The organism is Flavobacterium sasangense DSM 21067 (genome assembly GCF_000686885.1).
Classification (GTDB): domain Bacteria; phylum Bacteroidota; class Bacteroidia; order Flavobacteriales; family Flavobacteriaceae; genus Flavobacterium; species Flavobacterium sasangense.
This window is the reverse complement of the sequence record NZ_JMLU01000008.1, coordinates 1-24,864: the sequence shown is the minus strand read 5'-3', so window position 1 is coordinate 24,864 and position 24,864 is coordinate 1. Positions and strand designations below refer to the sequence as shown.

The 24,864-nt window shown below is 31.8% G+C and carries 30 protein-coding genes and 2 pseudogenes; 22 read left to right on the top strand and 10 right to left on the bottom strand.

Going from position 1 to position 24,864, the window contains the following annotated elements:
- Positions 1 to 30: 30 nt before the first annotated feature.
- Together BP92_RS0107515 and BP92_RS0107510 are read right to left on the bottom strand one after the other, a co-directional pair.
- Positions 31 to 954 carry a DMT family transporter gene (locus tag BP92_RS0107515; RefSeq protein ID WP_051604417.1) on the bottom strand — a complete coding sequence of 308 codons (924 nt, stop codon included), beginning with the start codon at positions 952 to 954 and terminating at the stop codon, positions 31 to 33.
- Between the two features lies 1 nt (position 955).
- Entirely contained in the window at positions 956 to 1,804 is an 849-nt protein-coding gene (locus tag BP92_RS0107510) for an SDR family oxidoreductase (RefSeq protein ID WP_026725504.1), read from the bottom strand.
- Positions 1,805 to 1,971: 167 nt separating this feature from the next.
- On the opposite strand from BP92_RS0107510, the gene BP92_RS0107505 reads away from it, so the two are divergent.
- The gene (locus BP92_RS0107505; RefSeq protein WP_026725503.1) at positions 1,972 to 2,493 is read left to right on the top strand and encodes a hypothetical protein; all 522 of its coding nucleotides are present in this window, start codon (positions 1,972 to 1,974) and stop codon (positions 2,491 to 2,493) included.
- 1 nt (position 2,494) lies between these two features.
- Positions 2,495 to 3,040, top strand: coding sequence for a hypothetical protein (locus tag BP92_RS0107500; protein WP_026725502.1), 546 nt, complete (start codon positions 2,495 to 2,497; stop codon positions 3,038 to 3,040).
- Between the two features lie 67 nt (positions 3,041 to 3,107).
- Here the strand turns inward: BP92_RS0107500 and BP92_RS0107495 are convergent, their stop codons facing one another.
- From BP92_RS0107495 to BP92_RS0107485, 3 genes are read right to left on the bottom strand one after another with little or no spacing between them, the layout of a single operon-like run.
- Positions 3,108 to 3,458 carry a hypothetical protein gene (locus BP92_RS0107495; protein WP_026725501.1) on the bottom strand — a complete coding sequence of 117 codons (351 nt, stop codon included), beginning with the start codon at positions 3,456 to 3,458 and terminating at the stop codon, positions 3,108 to 3,110.
- 10 nt (positions 3,459 to 3,468) lie between these two features.
- The gene (locus BP92_RS16725) at positions 3,469 to 3,930 is read right to left on the bottom strand and encodes a hypothetical protein (RefSeq protein ID WP_026725500.1); all 462 of its coding nucleotides are present in this window, start codon (positions 3,928 to 3,930) and stop codon (positions 3,469 to 3,471) included.
- Between the two features lie 2 nt (positions 3,931 to 3,932).
- Entirely contained in the window at positions 3,933 to 4,430 is a 498-nt protein-coding gene (locus BP92_RS0107485; RefSeq protein WP_026725499.1) for a DUF6265 family protein, read from the bottom strand.
- A gap of 360 nt (positions 4,431 to 4,790) precedes the next feature.
- On the opposite strand from BP92_RS0107485, the gene BP92_RS0107480 reads away from it, so the two are divergent.
- The 3 genes from BP92_RS0107480 (at position 4,791) to BP92_RS0107470 (ending at position 6,000) form a co-directional block, all read left to right on the top strand.
- Positions 4,791 to 5,111: a single-stranded DNA-binding protein gene (locus BP92_RS0107480; protein ID WP_026725498.1), complete on the top strand. Its 321-nt coding sequence runs from the start codon at positions 4,791 to 4,793 to the stop codon at positions 5,109 to 5,111.
- Between the two features lie 120 nt (positions 5,112 to 5,231).
- Entirely contained in the window at positions 5,232 to 5,555 is a 324-nt protein-coding gene (locus BP92_RS0107475) for a single-stranded DNA-binding protein (RefSeq protein ID WP_026725497.1), read from the top strand.
- Positions 5,556 to 5,562: 7 nt separating this feature from the next.
- Positions 5,563 to 6,000, top strand: coding sequence for an HRDC domain-containing protein (locus BP92_RS0107470; RefSeq protein ID WP_026725496.1), 438 nt, complete (start codon positions 5,563 to 5,565; stop codon positions 5,998 to 6,000).
- A gap of 28 nt (positions 6,001 to 6,028) precedes the next feature.
- On the opposite strand, the gene BP92_RS0107465 is transcribed toward BP92_RS0107470, so the two are convergent.
- The 4 genes and pseudogenes from BP92_RS0107465 to BP92_RS15930 form a co-directional block, all read right to left on the bottom strand.
- Entirely contained in the window at positions 6,029 to 6,652 is a 624-nt protein-coding gene (locus BP92_RS0107465) for a chloramphenicol acetyltransferase (RefSeq protein WP_026725495.1), read from the bottom strand.
- Entirely contained in the window at positions 6,649 to 7,335 is a 687-nt protein-coding gene (locus BP92_RS0107460; protein WP_026725494.1) for an HAD family hydrolase, read from the bottom strand. Before BP92_RS0107460 ends, BP92_RS0107465 begins: the two co-directional genes overlap by 4 nt.
- A gap of 13 nt (positions 7,336 to 7,348) precedes the next feature.
- Complete coding sequence (metG, locus tag BP92_RS0107455; protein ID WP_026725493.1) at positions 7,349 to 9,406, bottom strand: methionine--tRNA ligase; 2,058 nt, start codon at positions 9,404 to 9,406, stop codon at positions 7,349 to 7,351.
- Between the two features lie 87 nt (positions 9,407 to 9,493).
- Positions 9,494 to 9,871, bottom strand: a pseudogene (locus BP92_RS15930) (GxxExxY protein).
- A 241-nt stretch (positions 9,872 to 10,112) separates the two neighbouring features.
- On the opposite strand from BP92_RS15930, the gene BP92_RS0107445 reads away from it, so the two are divergent.
- From BP92_RS0107445 to BP92_RS0107365, 16 genes are all read left to right on the top strand, one after another.
- Positions 10,113 to 11,009 carry a S66 peptidase family protein gene (locus BP92_RS0107445; RefSeq protein WP_245598366.1) on the top strand — a complete coding sequence of 299 codons (897 nt, stop codon included), beginning with the start codon at positions 10,113 to 10,115 and terminating at the stop codon, positions 11,007 to 11,009.
- 13 nt (positions 11,010 to 11,022) lie between these two features.
- A complete protein-coding gene (locus BP92_RS0107440) occupies positions 11,023 to 11,382 on the top strand; it encodes a YraN family protein (RefSeq protein ID WP_026725491.1) in 360 nt (119 codons plus the stop codon).
- A gap of 62 nt (positions 11,383 to 11,444) precedes the next feature.
- On the top strand, positions 11,445 to 12,110 hold the full coding sequence (locus BP92_RS0107435; RefSeq protein ID WP_026725490.1) for an aspartate kinase: 666 nt from the start codon (positions 11,445 to 11,447) through the stop codon (positions 12,108 to 12,110).
- Positions 12,111 to 12,217: 107 nt separating this feature from the next.
- Positions 12,218 to 14,842 (top strand): type IX secretion system periplasmic lipoprotein PorW/SprE, encoded by a 2,625-nt coding sequence (gene porW, locus BP92_RS0107430; protein ID WP_026725489.1) that lies wholly within the window; start codon positions 12,218 to 12,220, stop codon positions 14,840 to 14,842.
- A 20-nt stretch (positions 14,843 to 14,862) separates the two neighbouring features.
- Positions 14,863 to 15,222, top strand: coding sequence for a bactofilin family protein (locus tag BP92_RS0107425; RefSeq protein ID WP_026725488.1), 360 nt, complete (start codon positions 14,863 to 14,865; stop codon positions 15,220 to 15,222).
- The gene (locus tag BP92_RS0107420) at positions 15,222 to 15,449 is read left to right on the top strand and encodes an AtpZ/AtpI family protein (RefSeq protein WP_026725487.1); all 228 of its coding nucleotides are present in this window, start codon (positions 15,222 to 15,224) and stop codon (positions 15,447 to 15,449) included. Before BP92_RS0107425 ends, BP92_RS0107420 begins: the two co-directional genes overlap by 1 nt.
- Positions 15,446 to 15,847 (top strand): DUF6168 family protein, encoded by a 402-nt coding sequence (locus tag BP92_RS0107415; RefSeq protein ID WP_150111887.1) that lies wholly within the window; start codon positions 15,446 to 15,448, stop codon positions 15,845 to 15,847. The genes BP92_RS0107420 and BP92_RS0107415 overlap by 4 nt, the downstream gene beginning before the upstream one ends.
- A 123-nt stretch (positions 15,848 to 15,970) precedes the next feature.
- Positions 15,971 to 17,047 carry a F0F1 ATP synthase subunit A gene (gene atpB / locus BP92_RS0107410; RefSeq protein WP_026725485.1) on the top strand — a complete coding sequence of 359 codons (1,077 nt, stop codon included), beginning with the start codon at positions 15,971 to 15,973 and terminating at the stop codon, positions 17,045 to 17,047.
- 41 nt (positions 17,048 to 17,088) lie between these two features.
- The gene (gene atpE, locus BP92_RS0107405; RefSeq protein ID WP_026717725.1) at positions 17,089 to 17,289 is read left to right on the top strand and encodes an ATP synthase F0 subunit C; all 201 of its coding nucleotides are present in this window, start codon (positions 17,089 to 17,091) and stop codon (positions 17,287 to 17,289) included.
- 73 nt (positions 17,290 to 17,362) lie between these two features.
- A complete protein-coding gene (locus BP92_RS0107400) occupies positions 17,363 to 17,854 on the top strand; it encodes a F0F1 ATP synthase subunit B (protein WP_026725484.1) in 492 nt (163 codons plus the stop codon).
- 4 nt (positions 17,855 to 17,858) lie between these two features.
- Positions 17,859 to 18,392, top strand: a complete 534-nt coding sequence (gene atpH / locus BP92_RS0107395) for an ATP synthase F1 subunit delta (RefSeq protein WP_026725483.1) — start codon at positions 17,859 to 17,861, stop codon at positions 18,390 to 18,392.
- Position 18,393: 1 nt separating this feature from the next.
- A complete protein-coding gene (locus tag BP92_RS0107390) occupies positions 18,394 to 18,885 on the top strand; it encodes a hypothetical protein (RefSeq protein WP_026725482.1) in 492 nt (163 codons plus the stop codon).
- A 15-nt stretch (positions 18,886 to 18,900) separates the two neighbouring features.
- The gene (atpA, locus tag BP92_RS0107385) at positions 18,901 to 20,478 is read left to right on the top strand and encodes a F0F1 ATP synthase subunit alpha (protein WP_026725481.1); all 1,578 of its coding nucleotides are present in this window, start codon (positions 18,901 to 18,903) and stop codon (positions 20,476 to 20,478) included.
- Between the two features lie 73 nt (positions 20,479 to 20,551).
- Positions 20,552 to 21,409: an ATP synthase F1 subunit gamma gene (atpG, locus tag BP92_RS0107380; RefSeq protein ID WP_026725480.1), complete on the top strand. Its 858-nt coding sequence runs from the start codon at positions 20,552 to 20,554 to the stop codon at positions 21,407 to 21,409.
- Between the two features lie 79 nt (positions 21,410 to 21,488).
- The gene (locus tag BP92_RS0107375; RefSeq protein WP_026725479.1) at positions 21,489 to 21,866 is read left to right on the top strand and encodes a hypothetical protein; all 378 of its coding nucleotides are present in this window, start codon (positions 21,489 to 21,491) and stop codon (positions 21,864 to 21,866) included.
- 149 nt (positions 21,867 to 22,015) lie between these two features.
- Entirely contained in the window at positions 22,016 to 22,444 is a 429-nt protein-coding gene (locus tag BP92_RS0107365; protein WP_026725478.1) for a GNAT family N-acetyltransferase, read from the top strand.
- On the opposite strand, the gene BP92_RS0107360 is transcribed toward BP92_RS0107365, so the two are convergent.
- Complete coding sequence (locus BP92_RS0107360) at positions 22,441 to 24,462, bottom strand: prolyl oligopeptidase family serine peptidase (RefSeq protein ID WP_262486606.1); 2,022 nt, start codon at positions 24,460 to 24,462, stop codon at positions 22,441 to 22,443. The genes BP92_RS0107365 and BP92_RS0107360 overlap by 4 nt on opposite strands.
- A gap of 160 nt (positions 24,463 to 24,622) precedes the next feature.
- On the opposite strand from BP92_RS0107360, the pseudogene BP92_RS0107355 reads away from it, so the two are divergent.
- Positions 24,623 to 24,864 (top strand): annotated as a pseudogene (locus tag BP92_RS0107355) (IS982 family transposase); the annotation flags it as partial.

The following is a 24,864-nucleotide window of genomic DNA, read 5'->3' as shown; positions in this document are numbered from 1 at the left end:
CGTGAAAATCCTTTAATCTGTGGCTAAAAACTATTTCTTCTTAATCGCTCGATTCACTAAATAAAGTCCAATAATCGTTATCGTTCCGCCAACGATAATCGCTGTGGTCAAAGGTTCATTAAACAATAAATAACCAAAAAACAAAGCCACCATCGGATTGATGTACGCATACAAACTACTGATTTCTGTTGGTAGATTTTCCAAAGCATAAATAAACGCAATAAATGTCAACACCGAACCAAAAACTACCAAGTAACCAATCGACCACCAAGAAATCGCAGGAATTTCACTCAACGGAACTGAAGTACCATTAAATCCAATAACGCTCGAAATCACAATACTTGAAATCAACATTTGCAATCCCAAACTAAAATACGGATTGAAATTCGTCTTATTTTCCTTGATATAAATCGATGACAACGCCCAAGTAAACGTAGCAATTACTGAAAGTAAAATTCCAAATCGGAATTCAGGTTGTAAAAAATCGTTGAGGTAATCGTAGAAAATGACGCAAATTCCGCCGAAAGCGACAATCAATCCCACAACTGCTTTCCAAGACGTTTTTTGTCCACGAAACAAACTGATAATTACAATCCATAGCGGAAATATTGAACCAATAATCGCACCCAAACCACTTGAAATGTATTTCACGCCCCAAGTGCTCAAACCTTTACTTAGCATAAAATTCAAAACACTCAAAACTAAAATCGTGCGCCATTGACGTTTATTTGGCCAGGGATGTTTTTTGATTAAGAAATAAAGCAGATACAACAATCCACCAAAAAGTTGGCGCAGTGCAACCAATTGCATCGGAGGCATGTGTTTTACACCTTCTTTGGAAGCAATCCAAGTGGTTCCCCAGAAAAAGCTAATCCAAATTAATGCTAAAACAGGTAAACCAATTGCATTTTTCTTTTGCTTGATGTAATCGTGAAAAACACTGAAATAAGCCATTTTAAATTTCTTTTTTAAAGGAATAATCTAAAATCGTTTCCACTTTTTTACTGGAAATAATTTTGCCTTTCGATTCCGAATTTTCCGCAAAGGTAGGCAATGGCAAATTCAAAATCTGCGCTTTTTTGTTATAATATTCTTTGCGAGTTGGATGTTGAGGTGCGACAGCGTTAAAGGTTTTGTTCCAATTGTCATGCTGAACTTGTTTCAGTATCTTTTCAATAATTCCAATGCAATCTTCTCTCTGAATCATATTCACAGGCGCATCTGGATTTTCAACATTCGTTCTTCCAGCTAAAAATTTTACAGGATGACGATCATCGCCAAGCAAACCACCAAAACGAATAACCGTAGTTTTGAAATTCAGATTTGATTGTAAAAGCGTTTCGGCAATAACTAATTGTTTACCGCTTTCGGTATCGGGATTTGGTTGTGTTGCCTCCGTAATTTCTACAATGGGAAAACTATCGCCATACACCGAAGTCGAACTCACAAAAATGACTTTCTGAATTCCTGATTTTTCGATAAATGGAATTAGATTTTTGATTTTATTTACGAATGTCATTTCTTGAGAAGACGAAATTTCTCTCCTCAATCCAGGTGGAATATCAATCACTAAAACATCGGTTTCTTTCAGAAAATCTTCTATTTTTCCAATAATGTTATCATCTTCCAGTTGAATTTGGAAAGGCGAAATCCCAGCATTTTTCAACACTTCTAATTTACTTTCCGAAGTCGTAGAACCTTTTACTTCGTAACCTTTTGAAAGCAATGATTTGGATAATGGTAATCCGAGCCAACCGCAGCCGAGTATGGAGATTTTATTTATTTTTATTATAGATTTATTCATTTGTAATTATAAAACTTTTGGATTAAGTAAAGTGTTTTTTTATTAGATCAATTTCAAAGTTATTAAAAATACAGACTTAAAAAATATTTCAGTAACATCTTTTAAAATTTGCAAATTTGAATTCTTTGCATATATTTGTAAGAATATTAATAATTAAATTTTTAAAAATGAAAAAAAATTTTAAAAAAATCATTGCGCTTTTTAGTGTAACAGTTTTAGTTTCTTTTTTGTCAGTTTCATGTTCTAATGATGAGGCAATGACCAAAGAAAGCAGTGTTAGTCAAGTTGACTTTAATGAAAGTTATTTGCAAAAAATTAGAATAAAGTTTATGATTGGGCTTAGTGCCAATTTAGAAAGACCTAGTAAAGATTGTAAAGATGGTTTCGGCATATGTGAAGTGACAATTGGCATTGTAAATATTGGGGTTGAAAAAGCAGCTAATATTAATATGGGTGTGTCAGATGATAATTTTTTACATTTCGAAATTGATGGTAAAGATTTAGAGGAAAACTCAATAAAAATTGAGTCAGGAGATGAATTTATTAATATTGGACAGGAAGTAAAAGATTTTTTTAATAAGGAAGAATTGGATATTTCAAACATAAAGTTAGTTAAAGGAGAGTATAATGCGGTTCTTGATGTTGATTCGGGGAAATATTTAATTAAGATTCCATTTGAAAAAATATAATATGAGACTTTTATTTTTAATCCCTTTTTTAAGTTTGATTAGTTGTTCAATTAAAACTGGTTCTAACCAGAAAGTGGATTCTTACAAATATTTTGATTGTCAAAACAATATAATGCCAATAACAAAAACAGAAGAAGTACTAGTTTTGAAAGCCAAAGAATTAAGAACTTGTTTTTTAGAGAATAGTGAGAAAATAGTTTGGATTTCGTCATATTGGCAAGGTTGTTCGTCTCAAGATATTGTCAAGCAAAAGATTTTTTTTGAAAAATATAAAGATAAACTTGTTTTTGTAATTGTAAGTGAAACTTTTGACATTAAAGAGGTTAAAGAAATAGAGGAAAAAATTAATTATCCAATATTTTTTATTGATCCTTCTTACAGTAATGCAAGATTAAAGAATTCAGCTGAGTATATGAAAGATGTTTTAAAAGAAAACATAACAGATGAAGCTTTAAAACATACAAGTGTTTTTGTTAAAAATGGCAAAGTTCTTAAAGTCGCCTATAATGCAGATCTTACGGAAGATTTTTTTATGAGTTTATTTTAACTTGTATTTTAATAAAAGCTGAAATTTTTTTCAGCTTTTATCTTTTTAAAATATTTCGTCTATCTTCTTAACTATCTTTCTTCACCAACATATAAAAATCATCTTCCAAAGCACGATAGCCTTGGTCGTACAAAAAGAAATAGGTGTTGCCGGTTTTGGTTTGTAACATGCTTGTAAAAAACTCAAAATCGAAACCTTTGCTTAATAATTTGGTTTTCGTGGTTTTTCCTTTGTCTTCTGGGTTGAGTTCACACAAAATGCGGTAATTTTTACGCAATTTGTTGTTAATGTTGCGCATCAGATTGTTCTGATCTTTGTTCATTTTGTTGTTGTAGGCGTTTCGGCAGCCATCCGAACAAAACTTTTTGTCTTCGCGACCAATGATTTTATCGCCACATTCTAAACAGGTTTTATTCATATTTGTATTTTTAACCGTATCCATTAATTTTTAAACTTTCTAATTCATCCGTTTCTAAGTTATATTCGATATTCCAATAATAACTTCCACCATCTGAACCTATTATTATTTGTTGTAACCAATAGTTTTCTCTATTAGATTTACTCCAAAGTGAATTTATATAAAGAATTTTTTCGCCTTTGTCATTTATATAACCAAAGTATTGTCTTTTATATTTTTTTAAATTCTTGTGAATAATAGGCGAACTGGATTGATTAATCAGAGGATTGTTTAAGTATTTTAGTTTTGATTTTAGCGCATTTTCAGCTTTAAATATTTCTTCTTTTGTCGGTGTAAATCTATTTTGTTGCATTAAATCATTACTCGACTCTGGAAAAATTGCAACTTCAAATTGTTTGGTTTTGAAATGTTCCGCCACATTTTGAGCATGAATAAAACAACTAGATAGAAATAATAGGATAATGTATTTCATCTTTACTTCTTAAAATTAAACTTCATTTCCTTACCACTATCTTCAAAAACCACGTAAATATTGATTTCGTTATCCGAAATTTTCTCAAACGTAAATTTGTCGAAATACACATGTGTTGGTGTGACTTTTACCAATCTAAAATTCTCGCTAACTTCCTCTTTTTCCCAACCTTTTAATTCGCCATCAAAATGTTTGAGTTGTAACAAAAGGGTTTTGTCTTTCTCAATAATGTGTCCCAATTCATAGAAAGCGACTTTTCCATCCACCACTAATTTAAAACTAAACATCATCGAATTTCCAATCGGTTCGCTCCACGTTTCTTGACAAATGCCGCCTAAAGCTTCGCCTTTCCAATTGCCCACAATCCATTTTACATCTTGCAAAGTAGCTTTTGGCGAACCTTTTTCATCGTTATAATTCAGAGTGTTTTGTGCAAATGAGTTAAACGAACAAATAAAAAGTAAAAAATAAATACTTTTTAGGAAGAGAGATTTTTTCATCTGTAAAGTCTTATAGTTTAAGCGAATATACAAAAATAATTTCCATTTACAAACGCTTACAAATATTTACAACCGATATTAAATAGCTAAATACCGAATAACGTTTTTTTCTTGTCTCATCTTTGCACTGTCGAAATGAAACAACGCGTTCAAGTTCAAAAACAAGAGCAAGTTCAAATTTCAAAACTTTAGATTTTTTAAATTATACCAATTTCTTAAATCTGTGTTCCAAAAAAGAATCAATATTAATAATTATAAACATTTAAATTTTTACACGCCATGAAATGAGCATTTTCCTTAGGCAAAAACTAAACGAAATGCGAATTACATAAAACCTTAATAAATAAATATATAAGCCTTATGAAAAACAGAGTACAATTAATCGGACATGTAGGTCAAGAACCAGAAATCAAAAACTTAGAATCTGGAAGAGTAGCTAACTTCACAATCGCTACGAATGAAAATTACACCAACGCCAAAGGTGAAAAAGTAGAACAAACCGAATGGCACCGTGTTTCCGCTTGGGGAAAAACAGTAGATATCATCGAAAAATTATTAACCAAAGGAAGTCATGTTGCTATCGAAGGTAAACTAACTCACAGAAGTTACGACGACAAAGACGGAAACAAACGTTACATCACAGAAGTAGTTGCAAATGAATTGGTTTTACTAAGCAAATAGTCAAGTTCAAGAACAAATTCAAAAATCAAGTTCAACACATAGATTTTTTAAATTATTTCAATTTCATAAATCTGTGTTCCAAAAAATTAAATAAACACAAACATTAAATATTTATACGCCATGAAAAACTCAGTACAATTAATCGGACACGTTGGTCAAGAACCAGAAATCAAAAACCTTGAAGGAGGAAAAAAATTAGCAAACATCAGCATCGCTACAAACGAAGTGTATTATCGTGAAAACGGTGACAAAGTAGAACAAACGCAATGGCACCGAGTAACCGCTTGGGGAAAAACAGCCGATATTATCGAACGTTTTGTAACCAAAGGCAAAGAAATCGGAATAGAAGGGAAGTTAACCCACAGAAGTTACGACGACAAAGACGGAAACAAACGCCATGTTACAGAAGTAATTGCCAATGAAATTTTGTTAATCGGTAAATAAGGATGTTATGCAAGTTAGAGTATTTTCCATCCGTTTGGATAACGCATTTTTGGAGTACGACCAACAACAATTGAATGCTTTTTTGAATTCGGTAACGTTTAAAAAATCAAGTACACAATTTGTAGAAAGTGAAGAATCACATTGGTCGGTTATCGTTCATTATGAATCAGAAGAACAAGAAAAACCAGAGCGATTAGAACGTAAATCGTATGAAGATTTGAATCCGAAAGACAAGCAAGTTTACGGTTATTTGAATCAATGGAGAAACGAAAAATCGGAAGCTTTGAAACTGAAAAAGTATATGATTTGTCACAATTCAGAATTAATCGATTTAGCCATGTATAAGCCAAGCAACTTAGATGAATTACAACAAATCAAAGGTTTCGGGAAACAAAAATCGGAGCGATTCGGAGAAGATATTTTAGCAATTTTAAATGCCGTTTGAGAAAAGACCGCCAGCGAAAGTTGGTGGTTTATTTATTTAATTCCGTTTGTAATGCTTCAATAAATAGTCCAATATGATAACCATCAACCAAACCATGATGCACCGTAACAGAAAGTGCCATCGATTTTTTTCCATTTTCTTCAACCAGTTTTCCATAGGAAACTTTTGGACAACTATCTTTTAAAGTATACTTTCTAGAGTGAGTTAATCCAGTGAAATTTATCCAAGGAACAGCCGAAAAATGAATAATATTTTCAGGATATTCTGTCGTTAAAATCCCTGATGTCGTTTGGATTCTTTCAATTTCTTTTTGAACAATTGTATTAAATTCGTGAATGTCTTCATGAAATTTCATAAACGAAAATCCAAACGTTTTATCTTCTCTCATAATGGTAGCAGAAGCGTCAATTTCATTGTATAGAAACACATCTTCACCTTCGATTCTGTATCTAAAATTTTCAATTTGATTTACCGCTGCAAGAGTCTTATGAAGATAATATACAAAAAATGAAATTTGCATTGCCTTCGCTTTTTCATAAGCAATCGTACAATCAATGGTTGTTGTAATTCCGAAAAAAGGTTCTTGGAAAGCTGAGAAAAATTCCAAATGTCCTTTTCTGTTCCAAGTAGATATGTCTATTTTTTGTTTCATTTTAATAAAGGTAAAATCTCAGTAATATGGGTAAAAGATTTGAAATTTTTGTGTTTGATTTCGAAATCAATTTTCTCGTATTCCCAAGTCGTATGATACGGAATATGAATGGCGTGTCCGTCAATATTTAAAACTGGTAAAACGTCTGATTTTAACGAATTTCCAATCATTAGAAAATCTTCAGCTTTGCAATCCAAACGACCTAGCATTTTTTCATAATCTAATTCGGTTTTATCACTCATTACTTCAATATGATGAAAATAGGCACCAATTCCCGAATCGTGTAATTTGCGATGTTGGTCTTTTAAATCACCTTTTGTGGCGACAATTAATTTATGACTACCTTTTAATTGTTCTAAAACTTCGGTAACATTGGGTAATAATTCGACTGGTTTTTGCAGTAAATCTTTCCCAATAGCTAAAATTTGCTCAATTCCTTTTCCCGAAATTTTATGATTGGTCAATTGCAAAGCGGTTTCAATCATCGACAAAGTAAATGCTTTAATTCCGAAACCATACAAAGGCAAGTTTTTCACCTGATGATTCAATATTAGTCCCAAAATTTCCTGACTCGAAGCATAATCTTGAAACAAAACACAAAAGCGTTCTTGCGCTTCATCGAAATAAGGTTCGTTGTGCCATAAAGTGTCATCTGCGTCGAAAGCAATTATTTTTGGAGTCATTGTTGTTATTTAATTAAGAAATCATCGCGCCATTAATCACGCCTTCTGCATCTGGATTTACGAAAACTAATTTACCTTCTGCATTATTCGTTAATAACAACATGCCTTCGCTTTCTACTCCACGTAAAGCTCTTGGTGCCAAGTTTACTAAAACGGTTACGCGTTTTCCAATGACTTCTTCAGGTGTAAAATGCTCAGCAATTCCAGAAACGATGGTTCTAACATCAATTCCAGTATCTACTTTTAATACTAACAATTTATTAGCTTTTGGCATTTTTTCAGCTTCGATGATGGTTCCAATTCGTAAATCTACTTTGGCAAAATCTTCGAAGGTAATGATATCTTTTTGCGGTTCCGCTTTTGCATTTTCCACTTTATTGGCGGTTTTAGTTGCTTCTAATTTGTCTAATTGTTTTTGAATTTCAGCATCTTCAATTTGGGCAAACAAAATTTCGGCTTGACCGATTTGATGTCCAGCTGGTAACAAGTCTGTTTTAGTCGTTACATCGTTCCAACCTAAAGCATCGATTTTTAAAATATTCGATAATTTTTTAGCTGTAAAAGGTAAAAATGGTTCCGATAAAACTGCTAATGCAGAAGCAATTTGCAACGCCACATACATTTGCGTTTGTACTCTTGCCGGATTTTCTTTTACCATTTTCCATGGTTCTTCATCCGCTAGATATTTGTTTCCTAAACGCGCAACGTTCATTAATTCACCTAACGCTTCTCTAAATCTGTAACGTTCAATCGAACTTGAAATAACAGCTGGATACGCTTTTAATTCAGCTAAAGTTTGTTCATCAACTTCAGAAAATTCGTTTGGAGCTGGAACAATTCCATTGTAATATTTATTGGTTAGTACCACGACACGATTGATGAAATTTCCAAAAATCGCGGCTAATTCATTATTATTTCTTGCTTGAAAATCTTTCCAAGTGAAGTCATTATCTTTAGTTTCTGGAGCATTTGCCGTTAACGCATAACGTAATGCGTCTTGTTTTTCTGGGAAATCTTGCAAATATTCGTGCAACCAAACCGCCCAGTTTTTAGAAGTCGATAATTTGTTTCCTTCCAAATTTAAAAATTCATTTGCTGGAACATTGTCAGGTAAAATATAACTTCCTTCAGCTTTTAACATCGCTGGGAAAATGATGCAATGGAAAACGATATTATCTTTTCCAATGAAGTGAACCAATTTCGTATCGGCATCTTTCCAATACGGTTCCCAATCTTTTCCTTCGCGAGCCGCCCATTCTTTGGTTGATGAAATGTAACCTATTGGCGCATCGAACCAAACATATAGTTTTTTTCCTTCCGCACCTTCAACTGGAACATCGATTCCCCAATCTAAATCACGCGTTACCGCTCTTGGTTCTAAACCGCCATCAACCCACGATTTTACTTGTCCGTAAACATTTGGTTTCCAATCGTTTTTATGACCTTCTAAAATCCATTCTTTTAGGAATGATTCATAACGATTTAAAGGTAAAAACCAGTGTTTCGTTGATTTTAAAATCGGAGTTTCGCCAGTAATTGTCGATTTTGGATTAATTAAATCGGTTGCATTTAAAGTTGAACCGCATTTTTCACATTGATCTCCGTAAGCTTCGGGATTATCGCACTTTGGACAAGTTCCCGTTACGAAACGATCGGCTAAAAATTGGTCAGCTTTTGCATCGTATAATTGTTCGGTAGTTTCTTCAATGAAATCTCCGTTGTCGTATAATTTTTTGAAAAATTCTGAAGCCGTTTTATGATGAATCTCCGCAGAAGTTCTCGAATAATTATCAAAAGAAATACCGAAATCTAAAAACGATTGACGAATAATTCCGTCATATTTATCAATTACTTGTTGGGGCGTAATGCCTTCTTTTTTAGCTTTCATTGAAATCGCCACACCATGCTCGTCGCTTCCGCAAATGAAAGCCACATCTTTTCCTTGCAAACGCAAATATCTTGCATAAATATCAGAAGGAACATAAACACCAGCTAAATGTCCAATGTGAATTGGTCCATTCGTGTAAGGTAAAGCCGCAGTAATCGTATATCTTTTCGGGTTTTCTAACATAATTTTTTTGTTTAAAGCAAAGAAGCTAAATTTTTTGCAAAGCTTTGCAGAGAATTTTAAGTTTTAAAACTGCAAATGTCGTGAAAATTATAATTTATTCATAACTCGTCTGATACCTTCTTTTAAAAGAACGGAATTAAAATTTAAAAGTAAGCCCAATTTCAAGTTGCTATGTCTTAAATAAGTTAAAGTTTGAACATAATGAAGGTCAGAAAGTTCTTCAACACTTTTTAATTCTAAAACGAGTTTATCTTCTACTAGTAAATCGATTCTGTAACCGCAATCTAGTTTTACTTCTTCGAAAATCAATGGAATTGATTTTTCTTTTTCAACTTTAAATCCTGCTTAAACAAGTTTATAATAAAGACATTCTTTATATGTGTTTTCGAGTAAACCAGGACCTAATGCATTGTGAACTTCAATGGCAATTCCAATAACTTTATTTGATATTTCATTTTCTGTCATTTTTCCATTTTTGACTTTGCGAAAAACTTCAAAACTTTGCGTTAAATTTCGAACAACAGAAGTATTAATTTAAGAGAGCAAAGATTATTTTATTAAAAACTGAAACAAAAATAATCGATTAGTGACGAAATCCCGAATTTTAATTGGATTTTGTTTACTTTTGAGTTAATAAAATCTGACAATGTATAGATTTATTTTGATACTTATTTTAATTTCAAACTTTTCTCATTCGCAAAAGAAAATGAAAATTCCACCTTATCTTAAAAAAGGCGACACAGTTGCTATTGTTTGTACGGCTCGTAAATTTTTTCCAGAAGATGCAAAACCTGCTATAGAATTATTAGAATCTTGGGGATTGAAAGCCAAATTAGGCAGAACCATTGGTTTAGATAGTTGTCAATTGGGCGGAACTGATGCCGAAAGAACAGCCGATTTTCAAGAAATGATGGATGACGACAACATCAAAGCCATTTGGTGTGCTCGTGGTGGTTATGGAACGGTTCGAATTATCGATTCGTTAGATTTTACTAAATTCAAAAAGCATCCAAAATGGATAATGGGATTTTCTGATGTTACGGTTTTGCACAGTCAATTAAATGTGGAACGCTTTGCAACTTTGCATTCGATTATGCCATTTACAGTTCCAAAAGCGCCAGAAGAAGTGAAAGAAACCTTGCGAAAAGCACTTTTTGGAGAAGCTATTTCGTACACTATTCCGTCTAAATCGTATGATGTAAAAGGAACAGCATCAGGCGAATTAGTAGGAGGAAATATTTCGATTTTATATAGTTTATTGGGTTCAAAATCTTCTATTTATACCAAAGGAAAAATTCTTTTTATTGAAGATTTGGATGAATATTTGTATCACATTGACAGAATGATGTACAATTTAAAACGCAATGGTTATTTCGAAAATGTAAAAGGAATTATTGTGGGAAGTATGGCCGATATGCACGATAACGAAATTCCGTTCGGGCAAAACGAAGTGCAAATTATTACTGCAATTGCTAAGGAGTATAATATTCCAATTGCTTTTGAATTCCCAGCGGGACATCAAAAAGACAACCGAACATTGATTCTTGGAAAACAAGTAGATTTTGAAGTGAATGATAAAGAAGTGATTTTGTCTTTCAAATAATTAAATACTAAAAATGGCTGAACATAACGATTTAGGAAAGTTCGGAGAAGAATTAGCAGTTGATTTTTTAGAGAAAAACGGCTACGAAATCTTAGAAACCAATTGGGTTTTTGATAAAGCCGAAATCGATATTATTGCTCAAAAAAATGGAATACTAGCTGTTGTTGAAGTAAAAACGCGTTCGAGTATTGAATTTGGTTTGCCTCAAGATTTTGTTAAACCTAAGAAAATTCAATTGTTGGTAAAAGCTATAAATGAGTATGTTACTCAAAACGATTTAGATGTTGAAGTTCGATTTGATATCGTGGCTATTCATAAAGAAAACTCTGATTTTGTTATAGAACATATTGAAGAAGCGTTTTATTATTTTTAATGTTAAATTTATAACAATTTGTTTTTTGTTTTTATCTTTGCGCCAAACAAACAACTAAAAGCATGAAAACAATATCCTCAGTAGTAGAGCAATACATTAAATCGAAGCCTTTTTTATTAAGTTCACTTTCGCAAGGAATTATTAATTTAACTTCTTTAGCAAGAATAATGATGCCCGAATTAGAAGCACATTTAGGAAAAGATGTGAAACAAGGTGCTGTTGTAATGTCATTAAAAAGACTTTCTGAAGAGTTGGATTTCAAAATCAACTACAAAATTTCAAAGGTTTTAAAAAATATTGGTGAAATCACGGTTCGTTCTTCGCTTACCGATTTTACTTTTATTAGTTCGGATTCACTTTTGGATAATCAAGCTAAGTTGATTTCGGAAATTAACAAGCAACAAGATATTTTTTATACTTCTTCTCGCGGTGTTAATGAAACCAATATTGTAACAAGCACTTCAATTGAACCAATGGTGGAGGCTATTTTTAAAAACGAGAAGTTAACACACAAAATCGAAAATTTATCTTCTATAACAGTAAAATTGCCTCAAGAAAATATTTCGACTCCAGGTGTTTACTATTATATTTTTCAAAGATTGGCTTGGGAAGGAATTATCATTCACGAAGTAATTTCAACTACAAATGAATTTACCATTATTGTTAGTGACGACCAAATTGATGTAGCATTTAAGGTAATAAAAGACCTTAAAAATGTGTTCGATTAATAAAAAGTCTCCTATTTTTTTTCACATCAAAAAAAGAAACGTATTTTTACCATTCTATACATACTAAAAAGTAATTTTAGTAGTTTAAGTACAAAAACGTTTTTACATTGAAAAGCACTATAATTAAATACTCTCTTCTCGTAGGTTTTTTGTTTTTTTTAATAGCTTGTTCTGTTAAAAAAGATAAGTTTGTTAATCGTAATTTTCATGCTGTTACTACAAAATATAACGTTTTGTATAATGGTAATATTGCTTTAGAAAAAGGACTTGAAGAGCTTAAGCAAACCTATAAAGATAACTTTTGGGAAGTGCTTCCTGTTGAGCGAACATCTGATGCTGAAGAAGCTATTTTACCAGGACAAACAAAAAATAAAAATTTTGAGCGTGCTGAAGAAAAAGCGGTAAAGGCTATTCAAAAACATGCTATGAATATCGCCGGAACTGAAAAAAATCCGCAAATGGATGAAGCTTATCTTCTGTTGGCTAAATCCCGTTATTATGAAAATCGTTTTATACCTTCTCTAGAGTCACTAAATTACATTCTGTATAAATATCCACTTAGTGATCGAATTTACCATGCTAAAGTATGGCGTGAAAAAGTAAACATTCGATTAGATAACGAAGATGTGGCTATCAAAAATTTAAAACGACTTTTAAAAGACTCAAAAATTCAAGGTCAGGACTTGGCTGATGCAAATGCAATGTTGGCACAAGCTTACATGAATATTCAAGTTAAAGATACGGCTATTGTGGCTTTAAAAGTGGCTAAAGAAGCAACAAATAATAACGAAGAAAAAGCAAGATATACCTTTATTTTAGGGCAACTTTACGAGCAAATGCAATATAATGATAGTGCATATGCTGCTTTTGAAGAAGTAATTCAAATGAATCGAAAAGCACCACGTCGTTATGTAATTCAGGCTCATGCCAAACAAGCTCAACAATTTGATTACACTAAAGGAGATACGTTAGCTTTTTTAGAAAAATTTAATAAGTTAATTGAAGATAGAGAAAACCGTCCTTATTTGGATGTTTTGAATCATCAAGTTGGTGTTTTTTATGATAAAAATACTAAGAATAAATCGGCCAAAAAGTATTATAATAAATCGATAAAATCAGTTTCTAATGATAAATATTTAGTAGCGTCTAATTATAGAAATTTAGGTGAGATTTACTTTAGAGAAGCAGATTACAAATCGGCAGGAAAATATTATGATAGTACACTTATAAATTTGAACGAGCGTACAAGAGAATACAGAAAGATAAAAAAGAAACGAGACAATTTAGAAGATGTAATCAAATATGAAACTATTGCACAAAAAAATGATAGCATTTTAGATGTTGTTGCCATGTCTGACTCTGAGAGAAAAGCATATTATGAGGATTACATCGTTAAATTAAAAGCTGAAGACGATAGAAAGGCTAAAATAGCAGCTGAAAAAGCTCAAAAAGAAGCTAATTTGCAAGCCAATAATAACAATTCTAATGGTTTAGGTTTAGTAAATCCAAACACAAAAAGCAAAGATATTCAAGCACAAAACCCAATTAATTCTTCTATGTTGCCGCCTGGTATGGGAACAGACAATTCTAGTTTTTATTTTTATAATCCTGTAGCAGTTGAATTTGGTAAGAAAGATTTCCAAAACAAATGGGGGAAAAGGGCATCAAAAGATAATTGGAGATGGTCTTCTGAAAAAGGAGCTAATGCTGATGCTGATTCCGAAAATGGTGATGAAAATAAAACGGATAAAGATTCAGTTGCGGTCGTTGAAAATCCAAAATATACTAGCGATTTTTATTTAAATCAAATTCCAACAGATTCAAAGCTTTTAGATAGTTTGGCAAAAGACAGAAACTTAGCTTATTATCAGTTAGGATTAATTTACAAAGAAAAATTCAAAGAATACGAATTAGCGGCTTCTCGTTTAGAGCAATTATTAAAAAACAAACCAGAAGAACGTTTGGTGCTTCCGGCGATGTACAATTTGTACAAAATTTATCAGCAAATTTCGCCTTCTAAAGCGACAGATATCAAACAACAAATCTTGGCTCAATATCCAGATAGCCGTTATGCGCAAATTTTGAACAATCCAGAAGTTGAGATTACCGATAATGACAATCCAGAATTGGTTTTTAATGCTTTGTATAAGAAGTTTGAAAGCAATGAATTAAGAGAAGTTTTTGTAGAGGTCGACGAAGCAATTTTTAAATTTGCAGGAGAAGAATCGCTTCCAAAATTTGAAATGCTAAAAGCAAAAATAACGGGACGATTAAAAGGTGTTGAAGAGTATAAAAAAGCATTAAATTTCGTTGCTTTAACGTATCCAAATACAGAAGAAGGAAAACAAGCTGAAAAAATGGTGCAAATGGAAGTGCCATTAATTGAAGCACTTGATTTTGGATTAGCTCAGCCAACAAGCTATAAAATTATCTTCCCTAAAACGTATCCTTACGGAAAAGAAGTTAAAAATCTAACAGATAAAATAGCGAAGTATATTAAAGACACCAATGCAGTAGCATTAAAATCATCTGAAGATATTTACACCTTAACCGATAATTTTATTGTTATTCATGGTTTTGACAATAAAGATGCGGCCATATCAGTATTGTCTGTGTTACAATTGCATAAAAATTACAAACTAACCGACAAAGTTTATATCATTTCAACTGAGGATTACAAGATTGTACAAATGAAGAAGAAGTTGCAAGAATGGATTTTGTTGAATAAATAATAACCCCAAAACCTCATAAAATGTTTGATAAAGTTAAAAACCAAGATCATTTATTAGGAAAAACTAACAGAATTGTTGAAGGAACTACTATAAACGGTGATATTACAACCTTTGCCGATTTTAGATTAGATGGAAAACTAAAAGGTAATTTTACTTCCGAAGGAAAAATTGTAATTGGTCCTACAGGAGAAGTAATTGGAGATATCATTTGCAAAAGTATCGATATCGAAGGTGTTTTTTCCGGAAAACTGCAAGCAGAAGGTATGCTTAATGTAAAATCAAAAGCACATATAACAGGAGAAGTAATCGTAGGTAAGTTAGCCGTAGAACCAGGAGCTCGATTTGAAGCTAGTTGCGAAATGAGAAACCAGAATAAATAATGGATTCAAATAAGAAACAAGCTAATAAGTGGTTGGTTTTCATGAATATCCCATTTCAAATGGGATTGATTATTTTTTTAGGAGTAATGATTGGGCAATGGTTGGATGAAAAATTTAAAATTGAAGGTTCTATATTAACGATAGTTTTTTCATTATTAGCCGTTTTCATAGCGCTTTACAATGTAATTCGACAGGTTACTAAAATGAGTAATGATAAAAAAGAATGAGTAAGAAAATTGCGCGACTGTTTGTTTATTTAGTTCCAATAACTGTAATGTTTTACTTTTGTCAGGAATATATTTTAAGTACTTATTTTAATCAAATCGAATTTAAAATAACAACGTTTTCAATTTATTTGTTTCATTTTTTAACAGTTGCTGTTTCGTACACTTTATTAGTGCTAGTAAATAAGTATTTTTTTCAACAAACCGGATTTGCTTTTTTAGCGTTTGGAATCATCAAAATGGGGCTTTCAGTGTTCTTTTTAATGCCAGTTATTGATTCTGACGTTGCTAATAAAATTCCAGATGTGTTGTCTTTTTTTATACCGTTTTTTATTTTTTTATTGTTAGAAACTATTTTTTCGGTTAATTTACTGAATAGTTCCGATTTGAAAGAAAACTAGTAAAATGGTTTTTTAGCTTACTTTTTTTAAAAATTATAATAATAAGTTTTCATTTTTTAATTAAAAATGTACCTTTGCACAAAATTTAGAGGAAATAAATTTTACTATTATTAGTATAAGTATATGAGAATAGCAAATCGCACAATTCAATTTTTGTTTTCATTATCATTTTTGATTTTACCATTAATGGCTTCTGCGAGCGGAGGACATTCAGAATCAGCTGATAAAGAGTTTAGCGCTACAGAACTTATTAATTCACATATTGGAGATTCTCACGAGTTTCACATAGCGGATTGGAATGGTCACTCAATTTCGTTGCCATTACCTATTATTCTTTGGACAGATAACGGATTAGAAATTTTTTCTGCTTCAGAATTTCATCACGACAATACAGGTCATCATGTGGCAAAAGAAAAATTTGTAAGATATAATGAAGTAATTTTTTATGCTGACAAATTTGAAACATTAAAAGAAGAAGATAAAAGTGCTTTTAATTTTGCAGCTCGTCCTTTAGATTTTTCAATCACGAAGAATGTTTTCTCAATGTTAATGTCTGTAATTATTCTTTTAGTATTGTTTATTACAGTAGCTCGTTCTTATAAGAAAAATAGCATGGCTCCAAAAGGCTTAGCTGGTTTCTTAGAACCATTAGTGATTTTTGTTAGAGATGATATTGCAATCCCTAATATTGGAGAAAAGAAATATGGAAAATACATGCCATATTTATTAACTATCTTTTTCTTCATCTGGATTAATAACTTAATTGGTTTAATTCCTTTCTTCCCATTTAGTTCTAACTTAACTGGAAATATTTACTTTACTTTTGTAATGGCATTTATTACATTTTTGATTACAACTTTAAGTGCGAATAAAGCATATTGGGGGCATATTTTTGCACCACCAGTGCCAAAAGCTTTATATCCAATTATGTGGCCAGTTGAAATTATTGGGATGTTTACAAAACCATTCGCATTAATGATTCGTTTATTCGCTAACATTACTGCAGGTCACATTATTATTTTGAGTTTAATTTCATTGATATATATATTCAAAACAGTTGCAATTGCTCCAGTTTCAGGTGCTTTCGTGTTGTTTATGAGTGTATTAGAAATGTTAGTTGCTGCTTTACAAGCGTATGTATTTACGTTGTTATCAGCATTATTTATTGGTCAGGCTGTAGAAGAGCACGACCATCACTAGAATTGAGTTTTATTAATTATTAACTATATAAATATTTTATTATGGTATTAGCTGGAATCGGTGCTGGATTAGCTGTTATTGGAGCTGGAATCGGTATTGGAAAAATTGGTGGATCTGCTATGGACGCTATGGCAAGACAACCAGAAGTTGCTGGTAAAATTCAAACTGCAATGATTATTGCTGCTGCTCTTATCGAGGGTGTTGCTTTATTCGCTGTAGTAGTTGCATTAATTGCAAAGTAATTAAACATAAACTTCTTACAGCGGTTGGCTGTAAGAAGTTTTTATTAAGAAACTAAATTAACAATATAGATATATGAACTTTACTTCACCAGAAAGCTTAGTATTTTGGACAACCTTAATCTTCGTTGTATTTTTTCTATTAATGAGAAAATTTGCATGGAAACCTATTTTAGGAGCAGTTAAAGGAAGAGAAGACTCTATTAATAACGCTTTATTAGCGGCTGAAAACGCTAAGAAAGAAATGTTAAACTTGAAGTCTGATAATGAAAAATTATTAGCTGAAGCAAGAGCTGAAAGAGACTTGATGATGAAAGAAGCAAGAGAAATCAAAGAAAAAATGATTGCTGATGCTAAATCTGAAGCACAAGTTCAAGGAGCAGCAATGATTGAATCTGCGAAAGCAACAATCGAAAGTGAGAAAAATGCAGCTATGGCAGAATTGAAAAATCAAGTTTCTTCTTTGTCATTAGAAATCGCTGAGACATTATTAAAAGAAGAATTATCTAACAAAGAAGCTCAAACTAAATTAGTTGAGAAAATGTTAGGTGACGCTAAATTAAACTAATATCATGGCAGGAACTAGAGCAGCAATTCGATACGCTAAGGCCATTATGGACATTGCCCAAGTAAACAACAGCACACAAGCTGTAAATTCAGACATGACTGCTATTGCTAAAGCAATTAAAGAAAGTGCTGAGTTAAAAGACTTTTTGCAAAGCCCAGTTGTTAAAGGGGAAATTAAATTTTCGTCTTTAAACGAAATTTTTGCTTCTGCTCAAAAAGAGACAAAAGGATTATTTCAATTGCTTTTAGCTAACAAAAGATTTGAATTATTAAATGATGTTGCTTTACAGTTCAATGCTTTATACGATGAACTTAACGGAATTGAAGTAGCTAAAGTTACAACTGCTTTCCCAATTACGCCTGAGTTAGAAGCTAAAGTATTGGCAAAAATTGCAACGTTTTCAAATAAAAATATTACCATTCAAAATATTGTAGATCCAGCTATTATTGGAGGATTTATTTTAAGAATGGGAGACAAACAATACAATGCATCTGTAGCAAGCAGATTGCAAAATTTAAAAAGAGAGTTTAGTAATTAATATGAAAAGAATAATTTTAATATTATTATTATGTTCTTTTTATGGATTTTCGCAAGACATAAAATTAAAGAAAGGCATTGTTACTGTTGATAATGTCAATTGGTTAAAATATGATGGTTGCGGAGGCTGGGATCAAGTTTGTACAGTTTATAATTTAAATGGTGAAGAAATCATTTACATGAAATTGTTAAGCAAACCTGATACTGTTGATCAAAAATATTGGAAAGTTAATTTTTTAGGTATAAATAAGTCAGTCGATTTGGATTTTTCTGAAGGATTTGGTTTAATAAATGGTAAATTGCTTAAAAAATTTTACGACGCTAAAGTAGTAAACGAAGACGGAACTTTAAATGAAGAGCGTGTGCAACGTATGGTTGAAAAATACGGGACACCTTTTACAGATAAAGCAAATGCTCCGTCAACAACAATTATAATTAATAATAATGATCAAACGCCTAAAAGATCTGGCGTTAATATTAATATAGGAGGATAATAATCACACATAGTTATGGCGGAAATTAAACCTGCTGAAATTTCAGCAATATTAAAACAACAATTATCAGGTTTTGAATCTGGTGCATCGTTAGAAGAAGTTGGAACAGTACTTCAAGTTGGAGACGGTATCGCTCGTGTTTACGGATTATCAAACGCTCAATACGGAGAGTTAGTACAATTCGAAAACGGATTAGAAGCTATCGTATTGAACTTAGAAGAAGACAATGTTGGGGTGGTTCTTTTAGGGCCATCTACAGGAATCAAAGAAGGTTCTACAGTAAAAAGAACACAACGTATTGCTTCTCTTAAAGTAGGAGAGCAAATGGTAGGTCGTGTTGTAGATACTTTAGGTAACCCAATTGATGGTAAAGGTCCAATCGGTGGTGAGTTATTCGAGATGCCATTAGAAAGAAAAGCTCCTGGAGTTATCTTCCGTCAACCCGTAACTGAGCCATTACAAACAGGAGTAAAAGCAGTTGATGCAATGATTCCAGTTGGTAGAGGTCAACGTGAGTTGGTTATTGGTGACCGTCAAACTGGTAAATCAACAGTTTGTATTGATACCATCTTAAATCAGAAAGAATTTTACGATGCAGGAAAACCTGTATTCTGTATATATGTTGCAATTGGGCAAAAAGCTTCAACTGTAGCAGGAATCGCAAAAATGTTAGAAGAAAAAGGTGCAATGGCTTATACAGTTATTGTTGCTGCAAATGCTTCTGATCCAGCTCCAATGCAAGTATATGCTCCTATGGCAGGTGCTGCAATTGGTGAGTATTTTAGAGATTCTGGTCGTCCAGCTTTAATTGTTTATGATGATTTATCTAAACAAGCTGTAGCTTACCGTGAGGTGTCTTTATTATTAAGAAGACCACCAGGGCGTGAGGCTTATCCTGGAGACGTTTTCTACTTACACTCTCGTTTATTAGAAAGAGCTTGTAAAGTAATTAACAACGACGAAATCGCTAGAAACATGAACGATTTACCAGATTCTATCAAAGGAATCGTTAAAGGTGGTGGTTCGTTAACAGCGTTACCAATTATCGAAACTCAAGCAGGTGACGTATCTGCATATATCCCAACAAACGTAATTTCGATTACAGACGGACAGATCTTCTTAGATGGTGATTTATTCAACTCTGGAGTACGTCCTGCAATTAACGTAGGTATTTCTGTATCACGTGTTGGAGGTAATGCACAAATTAAATCAATGAAAAAAGTATCAGGTACTTTAAAATTAGACCAAGCACAATTCCGTGAATTAGAAGCTTTCGCTAAATTTGGTTCTGACTTAGATCCTGTAACTTTAAACGTTATTGAAAAAGGAAAAAGAAACGTTGAAATCTTAAAACAAGGTTTAAACTCTCCTTTTACAGTAGAAGATCAGGTGGCTATCATTTATGCAGGTTCTAAAAACTTGTTAAGAAATGTACCAGTTGTAAAAGTAAAAGAATTTGAAAAAGATTTCTTAGAATACTTAAACGCTAAACACAGAGATACATTGGACGCACTTAAAGCAGGTAAGTTTGATGACGCTATCACTGACGTTTTAGAAAAAGTAGCGAAAGAAATTTCAGCAAAATATAATTAAAAAGTATTAAGTAATAAGTATCAAGAATTAAGACATCTTGATACTTAATACTTAAATCTTAATACTCAAAAACATGGCAAACTTAAAGGAAATACGTAATAGGATTACTTCTGTTTCATCTACGATGCAAATTACATCGGCGATGAAAATGGTTTCTGCTGCAAAATTAAAAAAAGCGCAAGATGCTATTACAGCAATGCGTCCGTATGCAGAAAAACTTACTGAGCTATTACAAAACTTAAGTGCAACTCTTGAAGGAGAAGTTGGTGGTGCTTTTACAGCTCAAAGAGAAGTAAATAAAGTACTTATCGTTGCAATTACTTCAAACAGAGGTTTGTGTGGTGCGTTTAATACGAATGTAATTAAACAAGCAAAAGCAGTTGCTGATACATATGCAGGAAAACAAGTAGATATTTTTGCTATTGGTAAAAAAGGAAACGACGTTTTGCGTAAAACAAACAACGTAATCGAAGTTAACAATGTTATTTTTGACAAATTAACTTTCGAAAATGCTTCTGATATTGCACAACAATTAATGGATAAATTTGTGAAAGGTGATTACGATAAAATCGAAATCGTTTATAACGAATTTAAAAATGCTGCAACTCAAATTGTAAGAACACAACAGTTTTTACCGTTAGCTCCAATTGTTGGTGGCGAAGTAGTAGCTTCTGATTATATTTTTGAACCATCTAAAGAAGAAATTGTGTTGACTTTGATTCCAAAATCATTAAAAACACAATTATACAAATCAATTAGAGATTCATTTGCAGCAGAACACGGAGCACGTATGACAGCAATGCATAAAGCAACCGATAACGCTACAGAATTAAGAGACCAATTAAAATTAACATACAACAAAGCACGTCAAGCAGCTATTACAAACGAAATCTTAGAAATCGTTGGTGGAGCAGAAGCTTTGAATAACTAATTTTAATTCAGATATTATAAAGAGTCCCGATTTATTCGGGACTTTTTTGTTTTATATTTGTAGGAATAAATTAGTGTTTATGAAATACATTTTAACCATTTTTCTTATCTCATTAACTTTTCAAAGTTGTCTTCATAATAATAAATTAGATGGTTTTGTTGAAGTTCAAAGCGAAATAAAATCAGACACAATTAAATCGGTTACAATTAATAGAGGTATATTAACTTTAGACAAAAAATATACCTTATTTAGTAATTGTTTTTTAATTTACAAAGACAGTTTTCCAAAATGGATAGAAGATTATGGAGAGCCTGATATCAAATCCAATGATTATGTATTTAATCCTTCTATAACAGACATTAAAACACCTTACGTTTTATATAAATTTAAGGATGAAAAATATTTTTATGTAGTTAAGAATAATGATACACTAAAATTTGAGTTGGGTGATTTTTAAACCCAATAGCGCGGAATTGCATTCCGTGCCCACAAAGAAATTCCACAAACCACATATTCATTTAACAAAACCTTTTTTCCCTCATTTACTTTTATTGGTATATTTGTAAGTAACAAATTAATTCAACAAAAATCTATTACAAAAATAAAATGCCACAGTTAATTGAATTAGGAACAAAAGCCGAAATGTTGGAGCAATTATCCATAATCCAACAATTATATCCCGATTATACGCTTGAAATTTATGGCGATTTGCTGGACAAAATGATTCCGCACAATTACAAACAATTAATTGTAGTGGAAAACGGAGTCACTATGGGTTTAGCTGGGTTTTGGATTGGAACAAAGCTTTGGTCTGGTAAATATTTAGAATTAGATAATGTGGTGGTGCATGAAGATTTTCGTTCTAAAGGAATTGGAAGTATCATGACCGAATATCTCAATCAAAAAGCAATCGATGAAGATTGTAATATGATTGCTTTAGATGCGTATACGACCAATTTTGGAGCCCAAAAATTCTACATGAATCACGGTTTTGTTCCCAAAGGATTTCATTTTGTGAAATATTTGAAGGATTAATTATTCAAGTATTCCCAAATAAAACTATAAAATTCACTCTGCTGTTTTACTCTTTTTTCGTAGCTTGAAATGTTGCCAGAATGACCAGCCGTTTTATTAACTTTCAAATAAATAGGATTCTTCTGTGCAGTTCTATTTTGTAATCTTGCTGCAAATTTATAAGATTGAAACGGCGGCACTCTATCGTCGTTTTCAGAAGTAATAATTAAACAAGTTGGGTAATTTACATCTTCTTTAATCGTGTGATAAGGCGAATAAGAAATCAATGATTGAAACTCTTCTTTATTATTTGGATTTCCATATTCATCAAAATGATGAATTCCAGAAGTATATTTATCAAGAGTAGCCATATCTAATCTTCCCATTTCAGAAATTACAACTTTGAATAAATCAGGACGCTGGGTCATGGCAGCTCCAACCACTAATCCACCATGCGAACCACCATTAATAGCTAATTTGTTTGGATTGGTATATTTTTCTCGAATTAAAAACTCTGCAGCATCTACAAAATCATTAATCGAATTGATTTTCTTTAATCCTTTTCCTTCTTTGTGCCAGTTTTTTCCTTTTTCGCCTCCGCCTCTAACTTGTGCAAAGGCATAAACGCCACCTTTTTCTAAAAAGTGTAATAATCCAGTATCGTAATTTGGACTGCTAACACTTCCAAAACCACCATAAGCTCTTAGTAGAGTAGGATTATTTCCATTAAGTTCAATACCTTTTTTGTGAATAATAACGATTGGAATATCTTTATTGTCTCTGCTTTTATAGGTTATGATTTTGGTTTCAAAATAGTTGAATGGAAATAAAGTTGGTTTTGGCTGAATGAAATCATTAAAATAAATATCATTCGCTCCAGTTGTAATATTTAACTTGTAATTTAATGAAGAAATGGTGTACGAATAAAATGTAACAAAAAGTTCATTTGTTTTTTCGTCATAAAATCTAATTTGAAAATCCATATTGTGTGGTGCTTCAAATTTTCGAATAAATTTTCCAGTATAATCGTAAACAGACATGTAATATTTGCCCATGTTGTTATACTTGCAAATAATATAATTTTCTAAAAATGTAGTTCCAATAAGCAAATGAGAATATACTTGAGGGATTAAAACCGTGTTTTCTGTTCGATTGTTTATATCAAAATAACTGATATTTCCCCATGGATATTTTTCATCTGAGAAATAGCATTTGTCGTTAATAATATTTAAAAGATTTAGATTCGTTTTATCGTCTTTTATGAAGTTATTAAATTGAAATTGTTCGTTTTCAATTGTAGTATAATAGTAGTTTTTTGTGGTTTCATCTTCGCTTGTTTCAATAACAAACAATTTATTTTGTTTGGTAAAAAAAATGAAATTAGCTTTTGATTTTGAAGTATCAAACACCAATTGGTCTTTACTTTGAATATCTCCAATTTTATGATAGTATAACTGATAAGTAGAGTCTTTTTCAAAGAATTCTTTGTTTGAATTTTTCTTATAAAGGATACCTCTGTCTCCATTCCAAGCAACATTTGAAAATTTAACATCCGTAAGAACATCGTCAAGATATTTTTTGTTGGCAAAGTCTTTAAATTTAATTTCTTGTCTATCGCTTCCGTTCGGACTAATTTTAAAAGCCAAATATTTAGTGTTTTTAGAAGGAAAATATCCAGATAAAACTACATTCGCATCTTTATAAACATCAAACGGATCAACCAAAGGTTTGCCTAAATCATTTAGACTTTCTCTGTAATATAAAACGCTTGGTTTATTTTTTTCAACTCTATAGGTATTGTAAAAGTACTTTCCTTTTTTAGTTGGTAATCCATTCGTAGACAAATAATCATAATCTTTTATTTTGAATGAAAAATTATAATTTCTAACTAATTCTGATAGTTTTTCTTCGCTAATATTGTTTTGTAGAGTTACCCAATCAGCAACTTCTTTTTCAGTAGTGTTTTCCAACCATGCATAATCGTCTTGTATGGTAATTCCATGTTTTGAAAGCGTTGAGGGAACTTTTTTGGTTTCAATTTTTTGTTGAGAAAAAACAAAGTTTAAACCCGAACTAATTAAAAAAATAAATAATAAAACTAACCCGTTGGGTGAAATTATTTGAAGTAAAATAAATTGAAAAAATGTTGGTCAAGATACTGAAAATCAGTATCTTGAAGTCGCAAAACAACCAACATTTATGACAAATATAGTTAAAAATTATTTTAGAGTATTAGAAGTTATAAGTTCTTTGAATTTTGAGTTGGATTTTAAATCAGGAATTGGCAGAAAGCCAAAAATGTCTGACATAGAAGTAGTTGCCTTGAGTTTGACAGCAGAATTTATGTCAATAGACAGCGAAAATTCACTTTTCAAACAGCTACTACCAGGTGAAATTTCCAATCTAATTGAGCGTAGTCAATTTAATAAAAGACGAAAAAA